The organism is Chelatococcus sp. GCM10030263, assembly GCF_042666455.1.
Classification (GTDB): Bacteria; Pseudomonadota; Alphaproteobacteria; order Rhizobiales; family Beijerinckiaceae; genus Chelatococcus.
Map to the genome: position 1 here is coordinate 115,491 of NZ_JBHTDB010000007.1, position 21,439 is coordinate 136,929.

Annotated in this window: 18 protein-coding genes; 9 read left to right on the plus strand and 9 right to left on the minus strand. The window is 65.1% G+C overall.

Features of this window, described 5'->3' with window-relative positions; all coding sequences use genetic code 11:
* Positions 1 to 127: 127 nt before the first annotated feature.
* Together ACFQU1_RS16755 and uvrA are read right to left on the minus strand one after the other, a co-directional pair.
* Complete coding sequence (locus ACFQU1_RS16755) at positions 128 to 289, minus strand: DUF1127 domain-containing protein (protein WP_378134662.1); 162 nt, start codon at positions 287 to 289, stop codon at positions 128 to 130.
* 216 nt (positions 290 to 505) lie between these two features.
* Complete coding sequence (gene uvrA, locus ACFQU1_RS16760) at positions 506 to 3,379, minus strand: excinuclease ABC subunit UvrA (protein ID WP_378134664.1); 2,874 nt, start codon at positions 3,377 to 3,379, stop codon at positions 506 to 508.
* 426 nt (positions 3,380 to 3,805) lie between these two features.
* On the opposite strand from uvrA, the gene ssb reads away from it, so the two are divergent.
* On the plus strand, positions 3,806 to 4,321 hold the full coding sequence (ssb, locus tag ACFQU1_RS16765; RefSeq protein WP_378134666.1) for a single-stranded DNA-binding protein: 516 nt from the start codon (positions 3,806 to 3,808) through the stop codon (positions 4,319 to 4,321).
* A 57-nt stretch (positions 4,322 to 4,378) separates the two neighbouring features.
* On the opposite strand, the gene ACFQU1_RS16770 is transcribed toward ssb, so the two are convergent.
* Positions 4,379 to 5,482, minus strand: a complete 1,104-nt coding sequence (locus ACFQU1_RS16770; protein WP_378134668.1) for an esterase-like activity of phytase family protein — start codon at positions 5,480 to 5,482, stop codon at positions 4,379 to 4,381.
* Positions 5,483 to 5,929: 447 nt separating this feature from the next.
* Between ACFQU1_RS16770 and gyrA the strand changes: the two genes are divergently transcribed.
* Positions 5,930 to 8,638: a DNA gyrase subunit A gene (gene gyrA, locus ACFQU1_RS16775; protein ID WP_378134970.1), complete on the plus strand. Its 2,709-nt coding sequence runs from the start codon at positions 5,930 to 5,932 to the stop codon at positions 8,636 to 8,638.
* Between the two features lie 115 nt (positions 8,639 to 8,753).
* Here the strand turns inward: gyrA and ACFQU1_RS16780 are convergent, their stop codons facing one another.
* Positions 8,754 to 9,665 (minus strand): polyphosphate kinase 2 family protein, encoded by a 912-nt coding sequence (locus tag ACFQU1_RS16780; RefSeq protein WP_378134670.1) that lies wholly within the window; start codon positions 9,663 to 9,665, stop codon positions 8,754 to 8,756.
* A gap of 137 nt (positions 9,666 to 9,802) precedes the next feature.
* Between ACFQU1_RS16780 and coaD the strand changes: the two genes are divergently transcribed.
* The 5 genes from coaD to tgt all read left to right on the plus strand — a co-directional run bounded on the left by coaD (position 9,803) and on the right by tgt (position 13,783).
* The gene (coaD, locus tag ACFQU1_RS16785; RefSeq protein ID WP_378134672.1) at positions 9,803 to 10,306 is read left to right on the plus strand and encodes a pantetheine-phosphate adenylyltransferase; all 504 of its coding nucleotides are present in this window, start codon (positions 9,803 to 9,805) and stop codon (positions 10,304 to 10,306) included.
* A 29-nt stretch (positions 10,307 to 10,335) separates the two neighbouring features.
* Positions 10,336 to 10,911, plus strand: a complete 576-nt coding sequence (locus tag ACFQU1_RS16790; RefSeq protein WP_378134674.1) for a peptidylprolyl isomerase — start codon at positions 10,336 to 10,338, stop codon at positions 10,909 to 10,911.
* 154 nt (positions 10,912 to 11,065) lie between these two features.
* Entirely contained in the window at positions 11,066 to 11,536 is a 471-nt protein-coding gene (locus ACFQU1_RS16795) for a peptidylprolyl isomerase (RefSeq protein ID WP_378134676.1), read from the plus strand.
* 19 nt (positions 11,537 to 11,555) lie between these two features.
* Positions 11,556 to 12,641: a tRNA preQ1(34) S-adenosylmethionine ribosyltransferase-isomerase QueA gene (queA, locus tag ACFQU1_RS16800; protein WP_378134678.1), complete on the plus strand. Its 1,086-nt coding sequence runs from the start codon at positions 11,556 to 11,558 to the stop codon at positions 12,639 to 12,641.
* The gene (gene tgt / locus ACFQU1_RS16805) at positions 12,641 to 13,783 is read left to right on the plus strand and encodes a tRNA guanosine(34) transglycosylase Tgt (protein ID WP_378134680.1); all 1,143 of its coding nucleotides are present in this window, start codon (positions 12,641 to 12,643) and stop codon (positions 13,781 to 13,783) included. Before queA ends, tgt begins: the two co-directional genes overlap by 1 nt.
* Here the strand turns inward: tgt and ACFQU1_RS16810 are convergent.
* From ACFQU1_RS16810 to ACFQU1_RS16820, 3 genes are all read right to left on the minus strand, one after another.
* Positions 13,771 to 14,184, minus strand: coding sequence for a DUF4864 domain-containing protein (locus ACFQU1_RS16810; protein WP_378134682.1), 414 nt, complete (start codon positions 14,182 to 14,184; stop codon positions 13,771 to 13,773). The genes tgt and ACFQU1_RS16810 overlap by 13 nt on opposite strands.
* Before the next feature lie 163 nt (positions 14,185 to 14,347).
* On the minus strand, positions 14,348 to 15,451 hold the full coding sequence (locus tag ACFQU1_RS16815; protein WP_378134972.1) for a glycosyltransferase family 4 protein: 1,104 nt from the start codon (positions 15,449 to 15,451) through the stop codon (positions 14,348 to 14,350).
* A gap of 2 nt (positions 15,452 to 15,453) precedes the next feature.
* Entirely contained in the window at positions 15,454 to 16,653 is a 1,200-nt protein-coding gene (locus ACFQU1_RS16820) for a glycosyltransferase (RefSeq protein ID WP_378134684.1), read from the minus strand.
* Positions 16,654 to 16,827: 174 nt separating this feature from the next.
* Between ACFQU1_RS16820 and gmd the strand changes: the two genes are divergently transcribed.
* Positions 16,828 to 17,862, plus strand: a complete 1,035-nt coding sequence (gene gmd / locus ACFQU1_RS16825; protein WP_378134686.1) for a GDP-mannose 4,6-dehydratase — start codon at positions 16,828 to 16,830, stop codon at positions 17,860 to 17,862.
* 92 nt (positions 17,863 to 17,954) lie between these two features.
* Here the strand turns inward: gmd and ACFQU1_RS16830 are convergent, their stop codons facing one another.
* The gene (locus ACFQU1_RS16830) at positions 17,955 to 19,127 is read right to left on the minus strand and encodes a methyltransferase domain-containing protein (RefSeq protein WP_378134688.1); all 1,173 of its coding nucleotides are present in this window, start codon (positions 19,125 to 19,127) and stop codon (positions 17,955 to 17,957) included.
* Between the two features lie 244 nt (positions 19,128 to 19,371).
* Here ACFQU1_RS16830 and ACFQU1_RS16835 point away from each other — a divergent pair, with 244 nt between their 5' ends.
* Entirely contained in the window at positions 19,372 to 20,583 is a 1,212-nt protein-coding gene (locus tag ACFQU1_RS16835; protein ID WP_378134690.1) for a glycosyltransferase family 4 protein, read from the plus strand.
* A gap of 40 nt (positions 20,584 to 20,623) precedes the next feature.
* On the opposite strand, the gene ACFQU1_RS16840 is transcribed toward ACFQU1_RS16835, so the two are convergent.
* Positions 20,624 to 21,157: an extensin family protein gene (locus ACFQU1_RS16840; protein ID WP_378134692.1), complete on the minus strand. Its 534-nt coding sequence runs from the start codon at positions 21,155 to 21,157 to the stop codon at positions 20,624 to 20,626.
* Positions 21,158 to 21,439: the final 282 nt, after the last annotated feature.

Consider the following 21,439-nt stretch of genomic DNA (forward strand, 5'->3'; position numbering starts at 1 on the left):
CTGTTGTGTGGACGGCGGCTACCCGCGTCAAGTCGCGGTCGAGAGAGGAGGGCGCGTCGGGCCCAAAAAACACGAACGCCCGCCTATGCGGCGGGCGTTACGGGCAAAATCGACAAGGGCGAAGCGTTCAGGCTTCGACCTTGGCGTGCTTGCGAGCGATGAACGGGATGTCCCAACGGGCCAAGCCGAGGTCGCTCAGTTCACGGTCCGACAGGCGGGACAGCTCGCGAACGGTTTCGCGATAACGCAGCCAGCTGCGGATCCGTGCAAGGATATGGGTGACGATCATTGGAGTTCTCCTATTTGCGGTGTCGTTCAGGGGCACCGAGCAACGACACACACCATGTTGTTGCAACGCAGCATATAAGGGGCTGCGCGCCTGTGCGGGAGAGGGAAATCAGTATGACAGTCCCGCGTTCAGGGCATGGCTCTGACGCCGATATGGCAAATATTTAGTTACACTCGCATTCAAATCGGCAGAACTTCGCTCGGTAAGCTGATCGAGCTATTCCGCAGCTGCTTGTTTGCGCATGCGAAGAGGGCGCCGTGCGAGTACCTCGGACAGGAAGCGGCCGGTATGGCTATCGCGCGCTTTGGCGATCGTCTCGGGGGTGCCCTGCGCGACGATGGTGCCACCGCCGTCGCCGCCTTCCGGCCCCATGTCGATCACCCAGTCGGCCGTCTTGATGACTTCGAGATTGTGCTCGATGACGACGACCGTGTTGCCCTGCTCGACCAGCTCGTGGAGCACTTCGAGCAGCTTGGCCACGTCATGGAAATGCAGGCCGGTCGTCGGCTCGTCCAGGATATAAAGGGTGCGGCCGGTGGCGCGTTTCGACAGCTCCTTGGAGAGCTTGACGCGCTGCGCCTCGCCGCCCGACAGGGTGGTCGCCTGCTGGCCGACCTTGATATAGCCGAGGCCGACCCGCGACAGCGTCTCCATCTTCTCGCGGATCGAAGGCACTGCATGGAAGAGGTCGCGTGCCTCGTCCACGGTCATGTCCAGCACATCGGCGATGGAGCGGCCGCGGTATTTCACTTCGAGCGTCTCGCGATCGTAGCGCTTGCCCTTGCAGACGTCGCAGGTGACATAGACGTCCGGCAGGAAGTGCATCTCGATCTTGATGACGCCGTCGCCCTGGCAGGCCTCGCAACGCCCGCCCTTGACGTTGAAGGAGAAGCGCCCCGGCTGATAGCCGCGCGCCTTCGCCTCGGGGAGGCCCGCGAACCATTCCCGGATGGGCGTGAAAGCGCCCGTATAGGTCGCCGGATTGGAGCGCGGCGTGCGGCCGATCGGCGACTGGTCGATGTCGATGACCTTGTCGAGATGTTCAAGCCCCTCGATCGTGTCAAAAGGCGCGGGGTGTTCGAGCGCGTTGTTCAGCCGCCGCGCCACGGCCTTGTAGAGCGTGTCGACGACGAGGGTCGACTTGCCGCCGCCGGACACGCCGGTGACGCAGGTGAAGGTGCCGAGCGGCACGGTGGCCGTGACGTTCTTGAGATTGTTGCCGCGGGCGCCGGCCAGCGTCAGCTGACGCGACTTCTGCGGCTTGCGACGCTTGGCCGGCACGGGCACGCTGAGCTCGCCGGTGAGATAGCGGCCGGTCAGGGAATTGGGATCGGCCAGGATATCGGACGGTGTGCCCTGAGCGACGATTTCGCCGCCGTGGATGCCGGCGCCGGGGCCGACATCGACCACGTAATCGGCGGTCAGGATCGCGTCCTCGTCGTGTTCCACCACGATGACCGTATTGCCGAGGTCGCGCAGGCGCTTCAAGGTGTCGAGAAGGCGGGCGTTATCGCGCTGATGAAGGCCGATGGACGGCTCGTCGAGCACATAAAGTACGCCCGTCAGACCCGAGCCGATCTGGCTCGCCAGCCGAATGCGCTGGCTTTCTCCACCCGACAGCGTGCCCGAAGCGCGCGCCAGGGTGAGATAGTCGAGGCCGACGTCGAGGAGGAAGGAGAGCCGCTCGCGGATCTCCTTGAGGATACGGCCGGCGATCTCGTTCTGCTTCGGCGTCATCGCCTGGGGCACGGCTTCGAACCATTCACGCGCCTCGCGCACGGAGAGCTGCGCGACCTCGCCGATATGGCGGTGGCCGATCTTGACGGCGAGCGCCTCCGGCTTGAGGCGATGGCCGCCGCAGGCTTCGCACGGTGTCTCGCTCATGTAGCGGCCGATTTCCTCGCGCGCCCAGTCGCTTTCCGTCTCCTTCCAGCGTCGCTCCAGATTGCGCACGACACCTTCGAACGGCTTGTTGACCTCATAGGCCCTGAGGCCGTCCTCATAGGCGAAGCGCACAGCCGTCGTGCCGCTGCCGTAGAGGATCACCTCCTTCGCCTTTTCCGGCAGTTCGGCCCAAGGCTTTGTCACCGAGAAGCCGAAGTGCCGCGCGAGCGCATCGAGCGTCTGTCCGTAATAGGGCGAGGTGGAGCGCGCCCAGGGCGCGATGGCGCCGGCACGCAAGGTCCGCGTCTCGTCGGGCACGATGAGAACGGGATCGATGCGCATCTCATGGCCAAGGCCGCCGCAGGCCGGGCAGGCGCCGTAGGGATTATTGAAAGAGAAGAGCCGCGGCTCGATCTCCGGAATCGTGAAACCCGAGACCGGGCAGGCGAATTTGGAGGACAGCACGTCGCGTCGCGGCTGGCCCTTGGCATCCACCTCGTCGGCGAATTCGACGAGGGCGATGCCATCCGCGAGCTCGAGGGCCGTCTCGATCGATTCCGCAAGGCGCGCCGCGATGTCGGGCCGCACGACCAGCCGATCGATGACCACGTCGAGATCGTGCTTCAGCTTCTTGTCGAGAACCGGCGCATCGGCGATCTCGTAATAGGCGCCGTCGATCTTCACGCGCTGGAAGCCGCGCTTCATGAACTCGGCCAATTCCTTGCGGTATTCGCCCTTGCGCCCGCGCACGACGGGCGCAAGCAGATAAAGCCGCGTCTTCTCGGGCAGGGCGAGAATGCGATCGACCATCTGGCTGACGGTCTGGCTCTCGATGGGCAGGCCGGTCGCCGGGGAATAAGGCACGCCCGCGCGCGCCCAGAGAAGGCGCATGTAGTCATAGATCTCGGTGACGGTGCCGACCGTGGAGCGCGGGTTCTTCGAGGTCGTCTTCTGCTCGATGGAGATGGCCGGCGACAGTCCGTCGATCTCGTCGACGTCGGGCTTCTGCATCATCTCGAGAAACTGGCGCGCATAGGCCGAAAGCGACTCGACATAGCGGCGTTGACCCTCGGCATAGATCGTGTCGAAGGCGAGCGACGACTTGCCGGAGCCGGACAGGCCCGTGAAAACGATGAGCCGGTCGCGCGGCACGGCGAGATCGACATTCTTCAGATTGTGCTCGCGGGCGCCGCGGATGGTGATCATCCGCGCCGAAGGGTCACTCCGGCGAGGCGCATCGAGGAGATCGTGCTTGTTTTGCTTCCGAGCCATGGGTCACGACGGACGATAGGGGACAGGGGCGACCGCGCCAGGAGACCGGGCGGGATCGGCGAGGTTATGGCAAAAATGCACGGTCGGCGTCAGGGACAGTTGCAGAACTGCGGCCGATTGTCTAGAACAGAGTGAGAACATCTAATCATGGGATCCAAACCGCCGGGGGATGCGGCCATTCCATGTGGACAAGCCGCCCGCATCGGGCGACGCTCATGGAGCGATCGGCTAGTGTCCGCCTCGATTTCATCATGCGAGGCCACATCTTGCTGGGATATGTGGCGCTTGCGCAACCGGCCGGGCCTGCCTCTTGCCGGAGGCAGCCACCCGGGCTGACAGGCTTTGCCGTGGAGGGCGATCATGTCGGGTAGCGTCAACAAGGTCATTCTCGTCGGCAATCTCGGGCGCGATCCCGAGACGCGCCGGCTCAGCTCCGGCGATCCTGTCATCAATCTGCGCATTGCGACCTCGGAGACGTGGCGCGACAAGGCGAGCGGCGAGCGGCGCGAGCGCACCGAATGGCACAATGTCGTCATCTATAACGAGAACTTGGCCCGTATCGCCGAGCAGTATCTGCGCAAGGGCACGAAGGTCTATATCGAGGGCCAACTGCAGACTCGCAAGTGGCAGGACAAGGATGGGCAGGAGCGCTACACGACCGAGGTCGTGCTGCAGCGCTTCCGCGGCGAACTGACCATTCTCGACAGCCGTGGTGGCGGCGGCGAGGGCGCGGCGGACGAGGAAGGGGGCTACGGCGCCCGCGGTGGCGGCGACTTCGGCCGGGCTTCGCCCATGGAGCGGCCCGCGGTGAGCGACCGGCGTCCGGCGGCGAGCCCCGGCTTTGCCAACGATCTTGACGACGATATTCCGTTCTAATCCCGTCCTTCACCCGCGTGGCATCGTGCCGGCCTGTGCGCCTCGCGCGCAATGCGACTAGGGCGCCAAGGCCGGATCGGTGACCTCGAACACCAGGAATTTGGTGACCTGGCTGTCGTTGAAATTGTCGTCGGACACGAGGACAAGGCTGCGATGACCGTTGGGAAGACCGGGCCCCCAGTCCATGCCCTCGAAATTGTCGAGCTTCACATCGAGGCCGGCGAGGTCGAGCACGAGGGTCTTGCGCAAGGGTTGCCAAGCGGTGCCGGCGAGATGGTCGAGATGCGACACGTCGGTCGCGCCCGCGGTCTCCGCGCGATAGAGCCGAATGCTGTTGCCCCGGCCTTGGACATAGCCGCGTTCCAATACGAGGAGGGCGTCATTGCCGAGCGGCAGGATCTCCGAGATGCCGTTGTCGGCGAAGCCGCCGGGCTTCGCAGGCGCCTGCCGGATGGGATCGGTGACATAGACCCATTCCGGTCCCGGCTCGCCCGAAGCCGCATCGATAGTTGCGATTCTCACCGGACTGCCCGCCTCGAGGGATGCCTTCGGCCCATCCTCGATGAGCGCGTTCTCGAGCGCCAGGATCAGTGTCTTGCCGTCGGGCGCGATCGCAAGCCCCTCGAAGGCGAGGTTGTCGCGCGGGCCGTGAGTGCCGTCGCCGTTGTGGTAGCGGGCGGGCAAGGAGAAACCGCGAAGGAAGCGTCCGTCCGGCTTGCTGGCGTTGAGCGAGGGGGAGAAGCCCGCGCGGGCATCGCCTTCGCTCGTCCAATAGAGATCGCCGTTTCCGGTAAGGCGCAGCGCCTCGGGGTCGATGGTCCCGGTCGGAAAGGGCTTGCCGGCGGCGGCGGAGAGCGTCACCACGCCCGTGACGGCCGCGCCGCGGAAGGCGGTGGCATCATAGGCGAGCGCTAGTTCATAGAAGCGGGCCGGGGCGTTTTCGGAGCGGTCGTCGCTGAGCGCCAGCCAGCGGCCGTTGGTTTCGTCGAAAGCAAGGCCGGAGAGCCCGCCGACGCGTGTGCCGGCGACGTCGAGGCCTTTGGGCAGGACCTGTTCGCCAATGAGCCGCAGCCCGCCGCTTCCCGTCGCCGTCGCGCCCGCGGCAAGCGCTGGGGCGGGCAAGGCGAGCAGGATCGCGATACGGAGGGCCGAACGGAGCATGCGCACTGTTCCTCTTCGGCGCGGCAGGCTAGCCGGCCCTCGTTACGACCGCATGACAAGGCCGGGCGATTCGGGGTAGCAGGATTTCGCCTCGCCTGTTCAGGGGGCTGGAAACAGCGCGACGACGGCCCGCGAATCGCCATCCGCGGCGATTTGCGCGGGATGCCTGTCCGCTTACGGCACTTGCAATGCGCTGCTCCCGTAACTACTTGAGATGTAATGTGAATTAAATCGCGCTGCGATGCGGCATAGGCTGGCTTTTCGAGCCCGGATGCGCTAGACGAAAGTGTTGTCTGCGGCTCTGCGCAGCACCTCGGGGACGATTGCCGGTTCGCATCCCTTTGGACGTGTCTTTTTTCTGGAACGGTCTCTCTCTGGAACAGTCTCTTGGCCAACGAAGACGATAAGACGGGCGGCGACATCAGCCTGGTGTCGATCTCCGACGAGATGAAGCGCAGCTATCTCGATTACGCCATGAGCGTGATCGTCAGCCGCGCGCTGCCGGACGTGCGCGACGGGCTGAAGCCCGTGCACCGCCGCATTCTCTATTCGATGCACGAGAACGGCTATACGCCGGACAAGGCCTATCGCAAGTCGGCGCGTATCGTCGGTGACGTCATCGGTAAATACCACCCGCACGGCGACCAGGCGATCTATGACGCCCTCGTGCGCATGGCGCAGGAATTTTCCATGCGCCTGCCGCTCGTCGACGGGCAGGGCAACTTCGGCTCGGTGGACGGCGATCCCCCAGCGGCCATGCGTTACACCGAGGTGCGGCTCGCCAAGCCCGCCATGGCGCTGCTCTCGGATCTCGACAAGGACACGGTCAACTTCCAGGAGAACTACGACAATACCGAGCGGGAGCCCTCCGTGCTGCCGGCCGGGTTTCCCAATCTCCTGGTCAATGGCGCAGGCGGCATTGCCGTCGGCATGGCGACAAATATCCCGCCGCATAATCTCGGCGAGGTCATCGACGCCTGCTTCGCCTATATCGAGGATCCCGAGATCGGCCTCGAGGCTCTCATGGAGATCGTGCCCGGCCCGGACTTTCCGACCGCGGCCACGATCCTCGGTCGCGGCGGCATTCGTTCGGCCTATGGCACCGGCCGCGGCTCGATCATCATGCGCGCCCGCGCGCGCGTCGAGGAGATCCGCAAGGACCGCGAAGCCATCATCATCACCGAGATCCCGTATCAGGTGAACAAGGCCACGCTCGTCGAGAAGATTGCCGATCTGGTGCGCGAGAAGCGCGTCGAAGGCATCAGCGATCTGCGCGACGAGTCCGATCGCGACGGCATGCGTGTCGTGCTGGAACTGCGGCGCGATGCGGTCGCGGACGTCGTTCTCAACCAGCTCTACCGCTTCACGCCGCTGCAGACGAGCTTCGGCGCCAATATGGTGGCCCTGAACGGCGGTCGGCCCGAAATCCTCACGTTGAAGGACATGATCCACTGCTTCGTGGACTTCCGCGAAGAGGTCGTGTCCCGGCGCACCAAATTCCTGCTGGCGAAGGCGCGCGACCGGGCGCATGTGCTGGTCGGGCTGGCGATCGCGGTCGCCAATATCGACGAGGTCATTCAGCTCATCCGCACGGCGCCGGATCCGAACTCGGCCCGCGAGGCCCTGATGGCGCGGCATTGGCCGGCCCAGGACGTCGAGGCGCTCATCGTGCTCATCGACGACCCGCGCCACCGCGTCGCGGAGGACGGTACCTATGTGCTGTCGGAGACCCAGGCGCGCGCCATCCTCGACCTGCGTCTGCAGCGCCTCACGGCGCTCGAGCGCGACAAGATCGCCGGAGAGCTCAACGAGCTCGCCGCGGAGATTGCCGACTATCTCGACATCCTGCGCTCGCGCGTGCGCATCCTCGGCATCGTTCGCGACGAGCTCGCGGCGGTCAAGGAAGCCTTCGCCACCCCGCGCCGCACCGAAATTCTGGATTGGGATTCGGAGGTCGACGACGAGGACCTCATCCAGCGCGAGGACATGGTCGTCACGGTGAGCCACGCCGGCTATATCAAGCGCGTGCCGCTGTCGACCTATCGTGCCCAGCGCCGCGGCGGCAAAGGCCGCTCGGGCATGCAGACGCGCGACGAGGATTTCGTCGCCCGGCTGTTCGTGGCGAATACGCATACCCCGGTTCTGTTCTTCTCCTCGCGTGGCCAGGTCTACAAGGAAAAGGTGTGGCGCCTGCCGCTCGCCGCGCCGAATGCGCGCGGCAAGGCATTGGTCAATATGCTGCCGCTTGAAGCGGGCGAGCGCATCACCACCATCATGCCGCTGCCGGAAGACGAGGCGAGCTGGGCGACCCTCGACGTGATGTTCGCGACGGCCTGCGGCAATGTCCGTCGCAACAAGTTGTCGGATTTCGTCCAGGTCAACCGCGCCGGCAAGATCGCCATGAAGCTCGACGAGGGCGATGCCATCGTCGACGTGGGCATCTGCACCGAGACGGACGACGTGCTGCTCACCACCGCCAAGGGCCAGTGCATCCGCTTCGAGGTCACGGATGTGCGCGTCTTCAAGGGCCGCGATTCCACCGGCGTGCGCGGCATCGCGCTGGCCGAGTGCGACCGCGTCATCTCGATGGCGATCCTGCGCCATGTGGAGGCGACAGCCGACGAGCGCGCCGCCTATCTCAAGCGCGCCGGAGCGGCGCGTCGGGCCGCGAATGGCGAGCTCAACGGCGATACGGTCAACGGCGAGGGGACAGAGCCCGCCATCGAAACCGATGCCGAGGAGGCGAGCGACGCCATCGAACTCGGCCAGGAGAAATATGCGGGGATGGGCGCAGCCGAACAGTTCGTGCTCACCCTCTCCGAAAACGGCTACGGCAAGCGTTCCTCGGCCTACGAGTATCGCGTGACCGGCCGCGGCGGCAAAGGCATCGTCGCCATGGCTGTCAATTCGCGCAACGGGCAGCTCGTCGCCTCCTTCCCTGTGGAGGACAACGACCAGATCATGCTCGTGACGAATGGCGGCCAGCTCATTCGCGTGCCGGTCGACGGCATCCGCATCGTCGGCCGCTCCAGCCAGGGCGTCATCGTGTTCAACACGGCCGCCGACGAGCAGGTCGTGTCCGTCGAGCATCTGAGCGATGAAGGCAACGGCGAGGAGGGCGAACCGCTCGACCTCAACGGCGAGGTTTCCGAATAGCGAGATAACCTCTCCCATCGCGCTCGGGTGTTCCCCGAGCGCGTTGTTACGACGAGGAAGTCGGATCGATCCGGCTTCCTCGCGGGAAGAGGGGAGGCAGGGGCGCCCGGGTTGCCTAGTCGTCGGCCAGGCGTTCGCGCATGCCGAGCAGCTTCTCGCGGTCGACCTCGTCGAGCTTTGGAAAATCGAGGTCGAGCTTCTTGAGCTCGGTAATCACGGCCGTCATCACCACCAGCCGCGCGAACCATTTCTGGTCGGCCGGCACGACATACCAGGGCGCATCGTCCGTGGCGGTGGCGCGGATCGCCGCCTGATAGGCCTTCATATAGTCCTTCCAGAAGCCGCGCTCGTCCAAGTCTTTGGCGTCGAACTTCCAGTTCTTGGCGGGATCATCGATGCGCTCCAGCAGGCGCCGGCGCTGCTCCTCCAGGGAAACGTTGAGGAAGAACTTGACGATCCGGGTGCCGTTGCGGCCGAGATAGCGCTCGTGGGCGGCGATATCTTCGAGCCGCTCGTCCCAGATCGATTTGCCGATGAGCCGCGGCGGCAGCCCCTGCCGCTCCAGCATCTCCCGGTGAACGCGCACCACGAGCACTTCCTCGTAGTAGGAGCGATTGAAGATGCCGATGCGCCCGCGTTCGGGCATGCGGCAATGGGTGCGCCAGAGAAAATCGTGATCGAGTTCCTCGGTCGACGGGGCTTTAAAGGAATGAACCTGGCAGCCCTGCGGATTGATGCCGGACATCACATGCTTGATCGTGCCGTCCTTGCCGGCCGCATCCATGGCCTGGAAGACGAGCAGCACCGACCAGCGGTTGTCGGCGTAAAGCCTTTCCTGGATCGAGCTGAGCTCATCCACGCCCTTCTCGAGGAAGTCGCGCGCGCGGCCTTTTTCCAGCGATAGCCCCTGCGTATCGGCGGGATCATGGTGCTTGATCTTGAACTGGTCGCCGGAGCTGACGCGATAGGGAGCGATGAAATCCTCGAGGGACGACAGGCTCTTGAAGGACGGTGTTTTGTCGGACATCGGGGACTCGCGGCTGATCGGTGGCGCGCTACCATAGCGATCCCTTGAGCTTGGCGAAACCGGCGTGACGAATCTGGATGCCGGCCCTGCCATGGCCGCTTGCAGTCGACGCCTGGCCCCGGTAAGCCTGACGGCCGATGACGATCTCGGCTGCCTTCTATCCAGGGTCTTTCGACCCGATCACCAACGGCCATCTCGACGTGGTGCGCAATGCCTGCCGCCTCGCCGAGCGGCTGGTGATCGCGATCGGCGTTCATCCCGGCAAAACACCGCTGTTTTCCGCCGAGGAACGCGCGGCGATGCTCGATGAGGTCTGCGGACCCGTTGCGACTGCGGCGGGCACGACCATCGAGATCGTCACCTTCGCCGATCTCGCCGTCACGGCGGCTCGCAGGGCAGGGGCGAGCCTCATCATCCGCGGGATCAGAGATGGCACCGATCTCGACTACGAGATGCAGATGGCCGGCATGAACGACGTGTTGGCGCCGGAGATCGGCACAGTATTTCTTCCGGCCTCGACCGAGGTCCGCCCCATCACCGCCACCTTGGTCCGGCAGATCGCCTCCATGGGGGGCGATATCTCGCCCTTCGTGCCTCCGCCGATCGCCGATCGGCTCAAGGCGAAATTCGCCGGCAAGTAGAAGGCCGGTCCCTCCACCGGAGATTATTCATGCAGCGTTTGACGGTTGCATTCGCGTTTGCCATTGCCTGGGCCCTGGCATTGGCCGCCCCGCTGCCCGCCGCCGCCCAAGCGGCCAAGCCCGCCGCGACGGGGCCTCATATCGTCTATCTCGATACGAAGAACGGGCGGGTGGCTATCCGCCTCAGGCCGGATCTCGCGCCGAAGCATGTGAAGCAGATCGAAACCCTTGTGAAGCGCGGCTTCTATGACGGTATCGTCTTCCACCGGGTCATCGACGGCTTCATGGCCCAGACCGGGGATCCGACCGGCACGGGCACAGGTGGCTCCGACCTTCCGGATATTCCCGCCGAATTCACACAAACGCCCTTCAAGCGTGGCACGGTCGGGATGGCACGCTCCCAGGATCCCGATTCGGCGAATTCGCAGTTCTTCATCTGCTTCGGCGACGCCTCTTTCCTCAACGGCCAGTATACGGTGGTCGGCGAGGTTGTCTCAGGCATGGATGTCGTCGACAAGATCAAGAAGGGCGCGAAGGACGACAATGGCGCGGTCGTCAATCCCGATAAGATCGTCAAGATGCAGATGGCCGCCGACGCCAAGTGAACCCTCAGCTTGAACGCTGAAATGGCCCTGGAATTCACATGCGGGCCGGCATTTTTGTTGGTCCGCCGGCCCGGGCGCCCCATATCCAACCCGCCGCAGCCGGTCGAACGCGATCGGCGGCTGCGCCGGACCTGCTCCCACGAAAGGAAATACCATGGCCGCGACGCCTGAGAACACCCTCGTCCTCGAGACGAGCAAAGGCAATGTCGTCATCGAGCTCCGGCCGGATCTCGCCCCGAACCATGTGGACCGCATCAAGGAGCTTGCCAGGGCAGGCTTCTATGACGGCATCGTCTTCCACCGCGTCATCGACGGCTTCATGGCGCAGGCCGGCTGCCCGCAGGGCACGGGTACAGGCGGCTCCGACCTGCCGGACCTCAAAGCCGAGTTCAATGCCGAGCCGCATGTGCGCGGCACCTGCTCCATGGCGCGGACGCAAAATCCCAATTCGGCAAATTCGCAGTTCTTCATCTGCTTCGCCGACGCGCGTTTTCTGGACAAGCAATATACGGTCTGGGGTCAGGTGATCGAGGGCATGGAGAATATGGACAAGATCAAGCGCGGCGAGCCCGTGCGCGATCCCGACCGGATCGTCAAGGCGCGGATCCTGGCCGACGCGGCCTGATTGCTCACAGCCTCCGGCCATGCGCGTCGATCTGTTCGATTTCGAACTGCCGGAGGACCGGATCGCCACCCGGCCGGTGAAGCCGCGCGATGCCGCGCGCATGCTCGTTGTCAAGCCCGACGGGCCGGCGCTCGACGACCGTATCGTGCGGGATCTGCCGGAGCTTCTCGCGCCGGGCGACACGCTCGTCCTCAATGACACGCGCGTCATTCCGGCGCGCCTGGTCGGCGTCCGCCGGCGGGCGGAGGCCGTCGCGCGCATCGAGGCGATGCTGCACAAGCGGGAGGCGGCCGACCGTTGGCGCGCCTTCGTGCGGCCGGCCAAACGGCTTGCCGTCGGCGAGATCGTGCGCTTCGGCGAGGAGAGCGAGACCGCTTGCCTGCTGTCGAGCCTCGATGCGGAGGTGATCGAGAAGGGGGAGGGCGGCGAAGTGGTGCTGCGCTTCGCTTTCAGCGGTGCCGTGCTCGACGAGGCGATCGCCAGTCTCGGCCACATGCCGCTGCCGCCCTATATCGCCGCGAAGCGCCCGGACGACGCGGCTGACCGCGTCGATTATCAGACGGTCTATGCGGCGGCGGAAGGTGCCGTCGCGGCGCCGACCGCCGGCCTTCACTTCACCGAGGAATTATTCGAGCGCCTCGCCGCGCGCGGCATCGAACGGCAGTTCGTGACGCTGCATGTCGGGGCGGGCACCTTCCTGCCGGTGAAGGCCGAGGATACGCGCGAACACCGCATGCATGCCGAATGGGGTGAGATCAGCGCCGCGACAGCCGAGGCCCTCAACGTCACGCGGGCGCGCGGCGGGCGTATCGTCTCGGTCGGCACGACGTCGCTCCGCCTTCTGGAAAGCGCCGTCGGCACCGACGGCCGCTTCCGCTCCTGGGCCGGCGAGACCGATATTTTCATCACGCCGGGTTACAGTTTCCGTGCCGTCGACCTGCTGATGACGAATTTTCACCTGCCGCGATCGACGCTCTTCATGCTCGTCTCGGCCTTTGCCGGCCTCGAGGCGATGCGCGAAGCCTATGGCCATGCCATCGCGCAGGGATATCGCTTCTATTCTTATGGCGACGCCAGCCTGATCCACCGCGCGGGGATAAAGTGATGGCCGACAGCTTTACCTTTTCCGTCACCGCGACCGATGGTGCCGCCCGCACTGGCGAGATCCGCATGCCCCGCGGCGTCATCCGCACGCCGGCCTTCATGCCGGTCGGCACCGCGGCAACCGTGAAGGCGATGTATCCGGAGCAGGTGAAGGCGCTCGGCGCCGATGTCGTGCTCGGAAACACTTACCACCTGATGCTGCGTCCGGGCGCTGAACGGGTGGCGGCGCTCGGCGGGCTGCACAGCTTCATGAACTGGCCTTACCCGATCCTCACGGATTCAGGCGGTTTCCAGGTCATGTCTCTGGCGCAGCTCAGAAAAATCGATGAGACCGGCGTCACCTTCCAGTCGCATCTCGACGGGTCGACCCACCAACTGTCGCCCGAACGGTCCATCGAGATCCAGGGGCTGCTGGGTTCCGATATCCAGATGCAGCTCGACGAATGCGTAAAGCTGCCAGCCTCGCCCGCCGACACCGAGCGCGCCATGCGGCTCAGCCTGCGCTGGGCCGAGCGCTCGAAACGCGCCTTCGGCAGCCAGCCGGAGCGGGCGCTGTTCGGCATCGTGCAAGGCGGGGAAGACCCAGCGCTACGCATCGAGAGCACACGGGCGCTCGTCGGCATGGAGTTCGACGGCTATGCCATCGGCGGGCTTGCAGTCGGCGAGCCGCAAGCGACCATGCTCGCCATGATCGAGACGGTGATGCCCTATCTACCGGCGGACAAGCCGCATTATCTCATGGGCGTCGGCACGCCTGACGACCTGATCGCGGCGGTAGCGCGCGGCGTCGACATGTTCGACTGCGTAATGCCGACCAGGGCCGGCCGCCACGGGGTCGCCTACACCCGCTCAGGCAAGCTCAACCTGCGCAATGCGCGCCACGCCGACGATGCCGCTCCGCTCGATCCGGCCTCGTCCTGCCCGGCCGCGAATAGCTATAGCCGGGCCTATCTGCATCATCTCGTCAAATCCGGTGAGATTCTCGGCATGATGCTGCTGACCTGGGCCAATCTCGCCTATTATCAGGATCTCATGGCGAGCCTGCGCAAAGCCATCACCGAAAGCAAGCTGGCGGAGGTCTCAGGCGAAATCCGCGCCGGCTGGGCGCCATCCGAGGCGGCGCCCGACGATCAGGCGCCGTAGGTCGGCATGCGCACCGTCACCACATTGGCTACGCCCCAGCGGCCGTTCTTGCCGCGGTCCATGATGAAGAAGGCAAGCCACGGCTCACCTTTGCTGTCCACCAGGCGCACCATCTGTGTGAGGCCATAGGAGGTCTGCCGGATCTCGTCGAAGGAGACGAGCTGTGGGTTGACGATCACCGGAAACTGCTCGCGCACCATCGCCATGAAGCTCGAGCTGTCGGAGAAGCGGGCCTTCAGCTTCGGCGATACGATGGCGAAGGCCGTGCTCGCATCATCCTGCTTCAGGGCATTCATTTGCTGTTGAATGGTGAGGCGAACGGCAGTCACATCAGTCCGTTCGACGGCAATGGCTGGCGTCGCACCGAGGGCAATCAAAAAAGCAACAACAAGGGCACGCATTGCTGCGATCCTTTCTCCATTTGCGCCGATTGCCCCTGCCCATGCAGCTCTTGAGCCAGGACAGGGCAATCGGGACGAAGAAAGAACCTCCGCAACGGCTGACGGTTCCACCCAACAGCCGCGTCCACGCTAACGTTTCGTTAAAAGAATCGTGACCGGTGTTTCAGGCGAGCGCACCATCGAGATCGGTCGAAGCCCGGGTTGCCAGGATGAAGGCGGTCGCGCGCTGTTGCAGAGCATGCACCTGCACGCGGTCATCCAGCGCGCCCTTGATCGCTTCAGCGAGGGCCTCTGCCGTTGCGGCCGCCGCGACAATGCCCGCCTCGCCATGCCCAACCTGCTCCGGCAATGCGCCGACCGGCGTAACGATGGACGGAGTCCCGAGCGCCAGCCCTTCCGGGATGATCGCCGATTGGCTCGCCTCCACATAGGGACAGACGAGCATGTCGGCGGAGGCGATGAGCCCCTGCAGCTCCGCTTGCGACAGCCACTCGGTCTTCAGCGTGACCTGCGGCAGATCCCGGAAGGCTTCGTCGGCATAGGCCTTGTCGGGCCCGTGGCCAGCGATCGTGAGCTGCCAATCCCTGCGCTCGCGCAGAGGCTCGAGCGCGGCGCGCAGGAGGCTCAGACCCTTGTAGGCGATGAGCCGACCGACGAAGAGGAGGGCAAGCGGCCGCTGAATGTCGTCCGCCGTCCTGGGCGAGGTGGGCCGGTCGGCATAAAAGGCGTTGATGGGTAAGACCTTCAGCCGGTCGACAGCGCGCGGATGGTGGGTGGCGACCTCCGCCGCCACGGCCTCAGAGAGCGCGAGCACGCGGTCGGCCCGAGCGATAAGGCGCTTCTGTGTCTCCGCCTGCCACCGGCGGGCATAGTCGCCCGGGTGGGGCGTATCGTCATGGACGACATAAACGACCCGGCTGCTGCGCGGGACAAAATGCACCAGCGGCCAGGCAAAGGCGAAATTCATCGGAATGATGACCCGCCGCGGCGCCAGCCGCTTGATGTCCCGGCGAAACCGTCCGGTCATCGCCAGCACGGCCTGCGCTTTGGCGAGCGCCGAACCGGCATTGCGCGGATCCGGCTCCACCGCGAGCGGCAGGTCGAGATTGCGCGCTGCCGCCAGTTCCTCGTTCGTCTCCGAGATCGAGAGCATCAGGTGCTGGTCGGCACCCGCCAATTCCTTCAGCCAGGCGGCGAATTTCAGGGCAAACACCGGTCCGCCGCCGCGCCTGCCCCAGAACCATACGAGCGTGTCGATCCTGTGCATGGTCACGGGCCACACAACTGCGTCATGAAAACCTCGGTGCTATACCGCTCAGCGATGCGGGTGCGGGCTGCTGCAGCTTTTGCCGCACGCTCCGTTGGCGAGCGGCGGGCGCGGCGCATGATCTCCGCTGCGGCCTCGATATCCGGCTCGGCCCAGCGCGCCCCGGGGAGTGCGTAAAGTTCGCTCTCGTCCTCTACCGGGATGAGGCGGTAAGGGACGAGATAGCCGCAACTCTCGTCGACGAACTCCGCCGGTGCCGACCAGGCGGTCACGGCGACAGGGACGCCGAGGCGCATCGCCTCGGCGATAGGCAGGCCGAAGCCCTCGGAACGGTGCAAAGAGACATAAAGATCGAGATCGGCGAGCCAGGCGAGGCTATCAGCGCGCGCAAGATCGCCCGTGACGAGCTCGAAGCGGCGGCCAAGGCGTTCGCCGGCCGCACGCAGGGTGGCCGCGACCGTGGGCGAAGCAGCAGGATTTCGAACCTTGAGCGTCAGGATAACGTCGGAATCGCGAGGGAAGGCCTTTTCGAAAGCAGCGATAACGGCGAGTGGATTCTTGCGCGCGGTCGTCGAGCCGAAGTCGCAGGCAAAGCCGATGCGGAAGGTCGTGCGCGGGGAGGGCGGCGCCACCGCCGGTAGCAGCTCGGCCATGACCGGATGAATGAGGTGGCGCACCGGCCGGCCTATTGTGGCTTCAATAGCCTTGCAGCCGAATGGTGACGCTGCGGCGATCTCGTGCGCCAGCGCGGCATCTCTTGCCCAGAAATCGGGCGCGTGCTCCAGTTCCCAGATCCAGCAGCCGATGATGCGCTTGCTGGCGAGCGCCTTGCTGCCGATCGCGCGCAGCGCATGTCCGGTGGTGGGTGGCACGCCGAACAGCAACACCGTCCCCGGGCCCTCCGGGATCGCATCCGTATCCGGCACGGGCAGCGCTTCCGGCTGACGCAGCGCCGCGGTTACGTCGGCAATGAAGACGGTTTCGCCGGAGGCCCGGAGCGCCGCGACGGCAAGCCGCGCCGCTTGACCCAAACCCGTCGGCGCGCGCAAGACTCCCGCGACGATCCAGGGAGGCCGGGGCTGTGTCGGCGCATGCCGGTCCGGCTGCGGGCTCAGCCAGGCCGACAGCCGCGCGTAGGCCGCTTGGCGAGGCCGCTTTGGCAGGCGGCGCCAGATCGAATGGCTGACATCGTAGAAATTCATGAGCTCGAAGGCCAAGTCTCGCTGGGGCGAGAGAACCTTCGCCTATAAGCCAAACTTGAGTCGGCAGCAATGATGGGCTAGTCGCAGCGGAGCCGCATTCGAAAGCTGGCCAACTGGCCGCGCCGTCGGGGGAGGTGACTGCTGGAATGCCCCCTGTTCATGAGGTCGAAACGGATGACACGACGCGCGCTGATAACGGGTATCACGGGCCAGGATGGCGCCTATCTCGCGAAGCTCCTCCTCGAGAAAGGCTATCACGTTGTCGGCTCCATGCGCCGGACCACGATATCCGAACCGCTCCGCCTGCGCGAACTCGGGGTCGCCGGTGCGGTGGAATTGATCGATATCGATCTTTTCGAATTCAGCAATATCGCTCGCGCATTGGAGCGGGTGAAGCCGGACGAGATCTACAATCTCGCCGCGCAGAGCTTTGTCGGTCTCTCCTTCGAGCAGCCACTCTATACCAGTGAAATCGACGGACTCGGTGTCGCTCGCCTGCTTGAAGCCATCCGCGCGGCGGTGCCGGGCACACGTTTCTATCAGGCCTCGACCTCTGAGATGTTCGGCAAGGTCCAGGGCACACCGCAGAGCGAGACGACGCCGTTTCATCCGCGCAGTCCCTATGCGGTCGCCAAGCTCTTCGCCCATTGGATGACGGTGAACTACCGCGAGAGCTATGGCCTGCACGCAACCTCGGGCATTCTCTTCAACCATGAATCGCCGGTCCGCGGCCGCGAGTTCGTGACGCGCAAGATCACGCATGGCCTGGCGCGAGTGCGAGCCGGGGAGATCGACCGCATCGACCTCGGCAATCTCGATGCACAGCGCGATTGGGGGTTTGCCGGCGATTATGTCGACGGTATGTGGCGCATGCTGCAGCAAGACGAAGCGTCGGACTATGTCCTGGCCACCGGCCGCACGACGTCTGTCCGACACTTCGTCGAAATGGCGGCCGCGGCCGCGGGCTTTAGCCTCGTCTGGCGAGGAAAGGGGCTCGAGGAAGTGGGCATCGATACCAAGACGGACCAGATCATCGTCGGGATCGATCCACGTTATTTCCGGCCTGCGGAGGTCGATCTCCTGATTGGTGATGCAGGAAAGGCGCAAACCCGCCTGGGCTGGAAGGCCAAGACGGCGGTCGAAGACCTCGTGGCCATGATGGTCGAAGCCGACATGCGCCGCGTGCGCGACGATATCCGCGGCGTCTGAGGGGAGTTGCTGCGGCCAGCATCTCTCGCCCTCAGCGTGGGTCGCCGTTGGCAGCGAAGGTCGCCCGGAGTGAAAATCCCCGTGTCACCGTCTCACGGGCTGGGCTTATAGGCGAGCACCGCGTAGTCGCGCGGGCCAAAGAACAGTTCGGCTACCTCGGTGGGCAGCGTGCCATCCCGCATATAGTGGTCGCGTGCGGGATCGGGATGCAGGGGCCGTATCTCGACGGGTGTGAAGCCGAGGACCTCCATGAGGCAAGCCGTCAGGCCGGGCGGAAGCGGCTTCACATGCGTCGGGTCGAAATTGAAGGTAAAGGCCCCGACCTTCAAGTTCTCCGGGTTCGGCGTTTCGAACAAGGCAACGCCGCCGGGCGTGAGAACGCGTAGCGCCTCGGCGGCGAATTGCACGAGCAACGGAAAGGGCAGGTGCTCGATGAGGTGGAAGGCCGAGATCATCGGGATGGAGGCAGGTGGCTGCGCTCTCAGCCATGTCAGGGCATCGGCGCTGACGACGGGCAATCCCCGCCTGCGCGCCGCCGCGAGCTGAGCATCGTTGTTGTCGATACCGAGGCAGGGAATGCCGGCTTGCGACAGCACATCCAGCCACTCGCCTCGACCGCAGCCGAGGTCGACGATCGGCCCCTCGCTTCCGGTTGCGGCAATCACGCTTCGCGCATCAGGCAGAAAGACCGCCACGCGCTCGCGAATTTCTTCGAGGGAGCCGCGAAACCGGTCCTCGAAGGTGGCATAGAAGGTGGTGAGCAAGGGATCCGGAGAGGTGGTGAGCACCTCCTTGGCTTCTCGACCGGCCGCACCCGCCGGATCGCGCCGGATCGCTTCAAGGAGAAGCGAGAGGCGATGCGCGAGCTCGGTGTATGACCGACGGGATGTGCCCCATTCCCGCTCGGCCCGCTCGGCCGCTTCCTCGGCCCGCTCGGCCGCTTCGCGGAGGCGCGCGTCGAGCCCCTGCATGCCCAGATCGAGCTGGCGAAATCTCTCGCCAAGTCTTTCCTCGAGCGCTGCGTGCTGGCTGAGGATGAGTGCCTCGCACCCCGCCAGTCGCGCGTGAGTCTGCTGCAGTTCAAGCTCGAGGCCGTTCAGTCTCGCTGTGGCATCGGCGAGTTCGGTGCGCAATCGAGGTACTTCGTACCGCGACAACCGATTGACCGTCACGGGCGCCAAAAGCAGTCGGTAGAGCTGCCGGGCGAGGGGGCCGACGATCGGGATCCGCGCCACGTGGCTTTTCAACTGAAAGATCACGGACACCGATCAACGCCTCCGGTATATCCGGCCAGATGCGCGCGCTCATGGCCGCTTGGTTTCATTCAGTCGCGGCAATCAAGCCTGCATGCGCTCCACGGGAGCCAGCCAGAACTGGTCATAGGGCGACACCGCTTCTGCCGTATGTGTCTTGCTCGCGTCGACAGGCGTTAACATATTTAATAACAGTGAACTTCACAGTGAGCCATCTGCGCAGTCAACCCGAGGCGCTGGAGGAGTTCGGAATAGCATGGTCATCTCGGTCTGTGTGGATGTGAGTTTCCTGAGGTCCACACTCACGGGAGTTGGTCACTACACCCTGGAGGTCGTCAAGGCCCTCGAAAAGCTGCGTCCCGAGGCAATGCCCCCGGCGGAGGAAGAGGCGCGCATCACGCTCGACGCGTTTGATGGTTTCCGCCCACGCCCCTTGAGGGATTTCCTCGACCGCATGGAGCGTCGTGAAAACCGTAACGCGGCGTTTGCGGCGAACCGCAGGGAACGGCATTTCGGTGTGCGTGCCCGCGCCATCGTCAACCATTACGGCGGCGCCGCCGTCCGGCGTTATCATAGGGTCCGGAGCCGGTCGCGCTACGACGTTTTCCACGCGACCAACTTCTTTCCACCCGTGCCGTTCGGTTCGGCGGTAGTGCCTGTTATCCACGACCTCTCGGTCATGCGCCATCCGGAGTACCACCCGCCTGAACGGGTCAGATGGTTCGACCGGCATATCGGATCAATTCTGTCCGCGCCGTGCATCCTCACCACTTCCGAATTCTCGGCTCGTGAGATTTCCACGCTCCTCGGCATTGCGCCGGAACGGATCCGTGTCGCCTACCCCGGCGTGGACCGACGTTTTTTCGAACCCGAGACGGAAGCGGATGACGCCGTTCTCGCGCGGTTCGGGGTGGAGCGGTTTCGCTATGCGCTCAGCGTCTCCACGCTGGAGCCGCGCAAGAACCTCCGCACGCTGGTCGATGCCTATGGGAGGCTCCCTGCCGGGGTGCGGGCAAATCTGCCTCTGGTGCTCGTCGGTCAGGAGGGATGGGGCGAGTTGGACTGGCCCAAAGGAACGGACGAACTCGTACGGGCCGGCCAGATCAGGTTCACCGGCTATGTCGACGACATCGTTCTGCGTACGCTTTATCGCGGCGCGGCAGGGTTCTTCTATCCATCGCTTTACGAAGGTTATGGCATGCCGGTGACCGAGGCCTTGGCCTGCGGTGCGCCGGTGATCGTCGCGGGCGGCGGCGCAACCGAGGAAGCCGCGGTGGGGATGGGACTTCTGGTCGACCCTCTCGATACGGAAGCCTGGACAGAGGCCTTGATCAGGGCTGATCAGGACATGCAGAGCAATGATCCTGCGGCGCGTCACATGCGGCGGGTCGCGGCGGCCGTCCGCACCTGGGAGGTTACAGCGCGCGCGACGCGTAACGCCTATATCGAGGCCGCCGCCGCCAAGTGAACCACAGTCGCAATTGCGCGGAGGCATTTGCGCCCCTGCCTCAGGGCGACTTGGCGGAGGCGTCCAAATTCCATTCGCAGATACCCCGACCGGGCCGGCGGGGAATGAGATCGACGTGTAGATGGCTCTCGTGATAGCCGTCGGAACCAGGTCCGAGCACTGTCCCGAAGCGCGCGCAGGCGCTGGCCTTGACCGCTTGGCGGGCCGATAGAGGCATACGGTTTCCGACTACGGGAAACACGCGGCGGTCGGCGAGTGTCATGGCAGCGAGATCGATCGCAAGGCCGTTGCCGTGAGCCGAGAGCTTGGCGCCGGCGCGACGGTTGCGCGGCCGGCAGCTATAGGAATCGGCGACCGCCAGTGAGGCCAGCGGCGAGCCGAGACGATCGGCGAGCGGCGCCAGGTCCGTGCGCACCCAGTCCGCCACAGCTTCAGCCGTGCGGCAGGCGAGGACGGCGGGCGGCACGAGTTTTACACGGCGCCCCCCGTCGAGGATCACCGTTTCGAGCCTTACGGCGCGCTTCACGCCGCAGGCTCCGGTCTGTGGAACCTCTTCGGCAGGAGTGACGATCATATGCGCCGGCGCGCCCTCGCACGGCGCTTGCTGCGCCGCTTTCGGCGGCTCTGAAAGGTCGGGAGGCGGAACGGACGGCGGCCGGGGCAGGGAGAGCGCGCCGCCGCCGGAAAGACCGGGCGGACGCGGTACCGGCAAGGGGATCGCTGCCGCTGAACCGCCGTTGGGCGCCGTGGCAGACGCTGCCGGCGTTTCGACGGGAGCCGGCCGGGGTGGCGGTAGGGGCGCATGCCGGGGCGGGGTGGCCTCGGCTGGCTGAATGGAAGCACCGATAACGAGCGC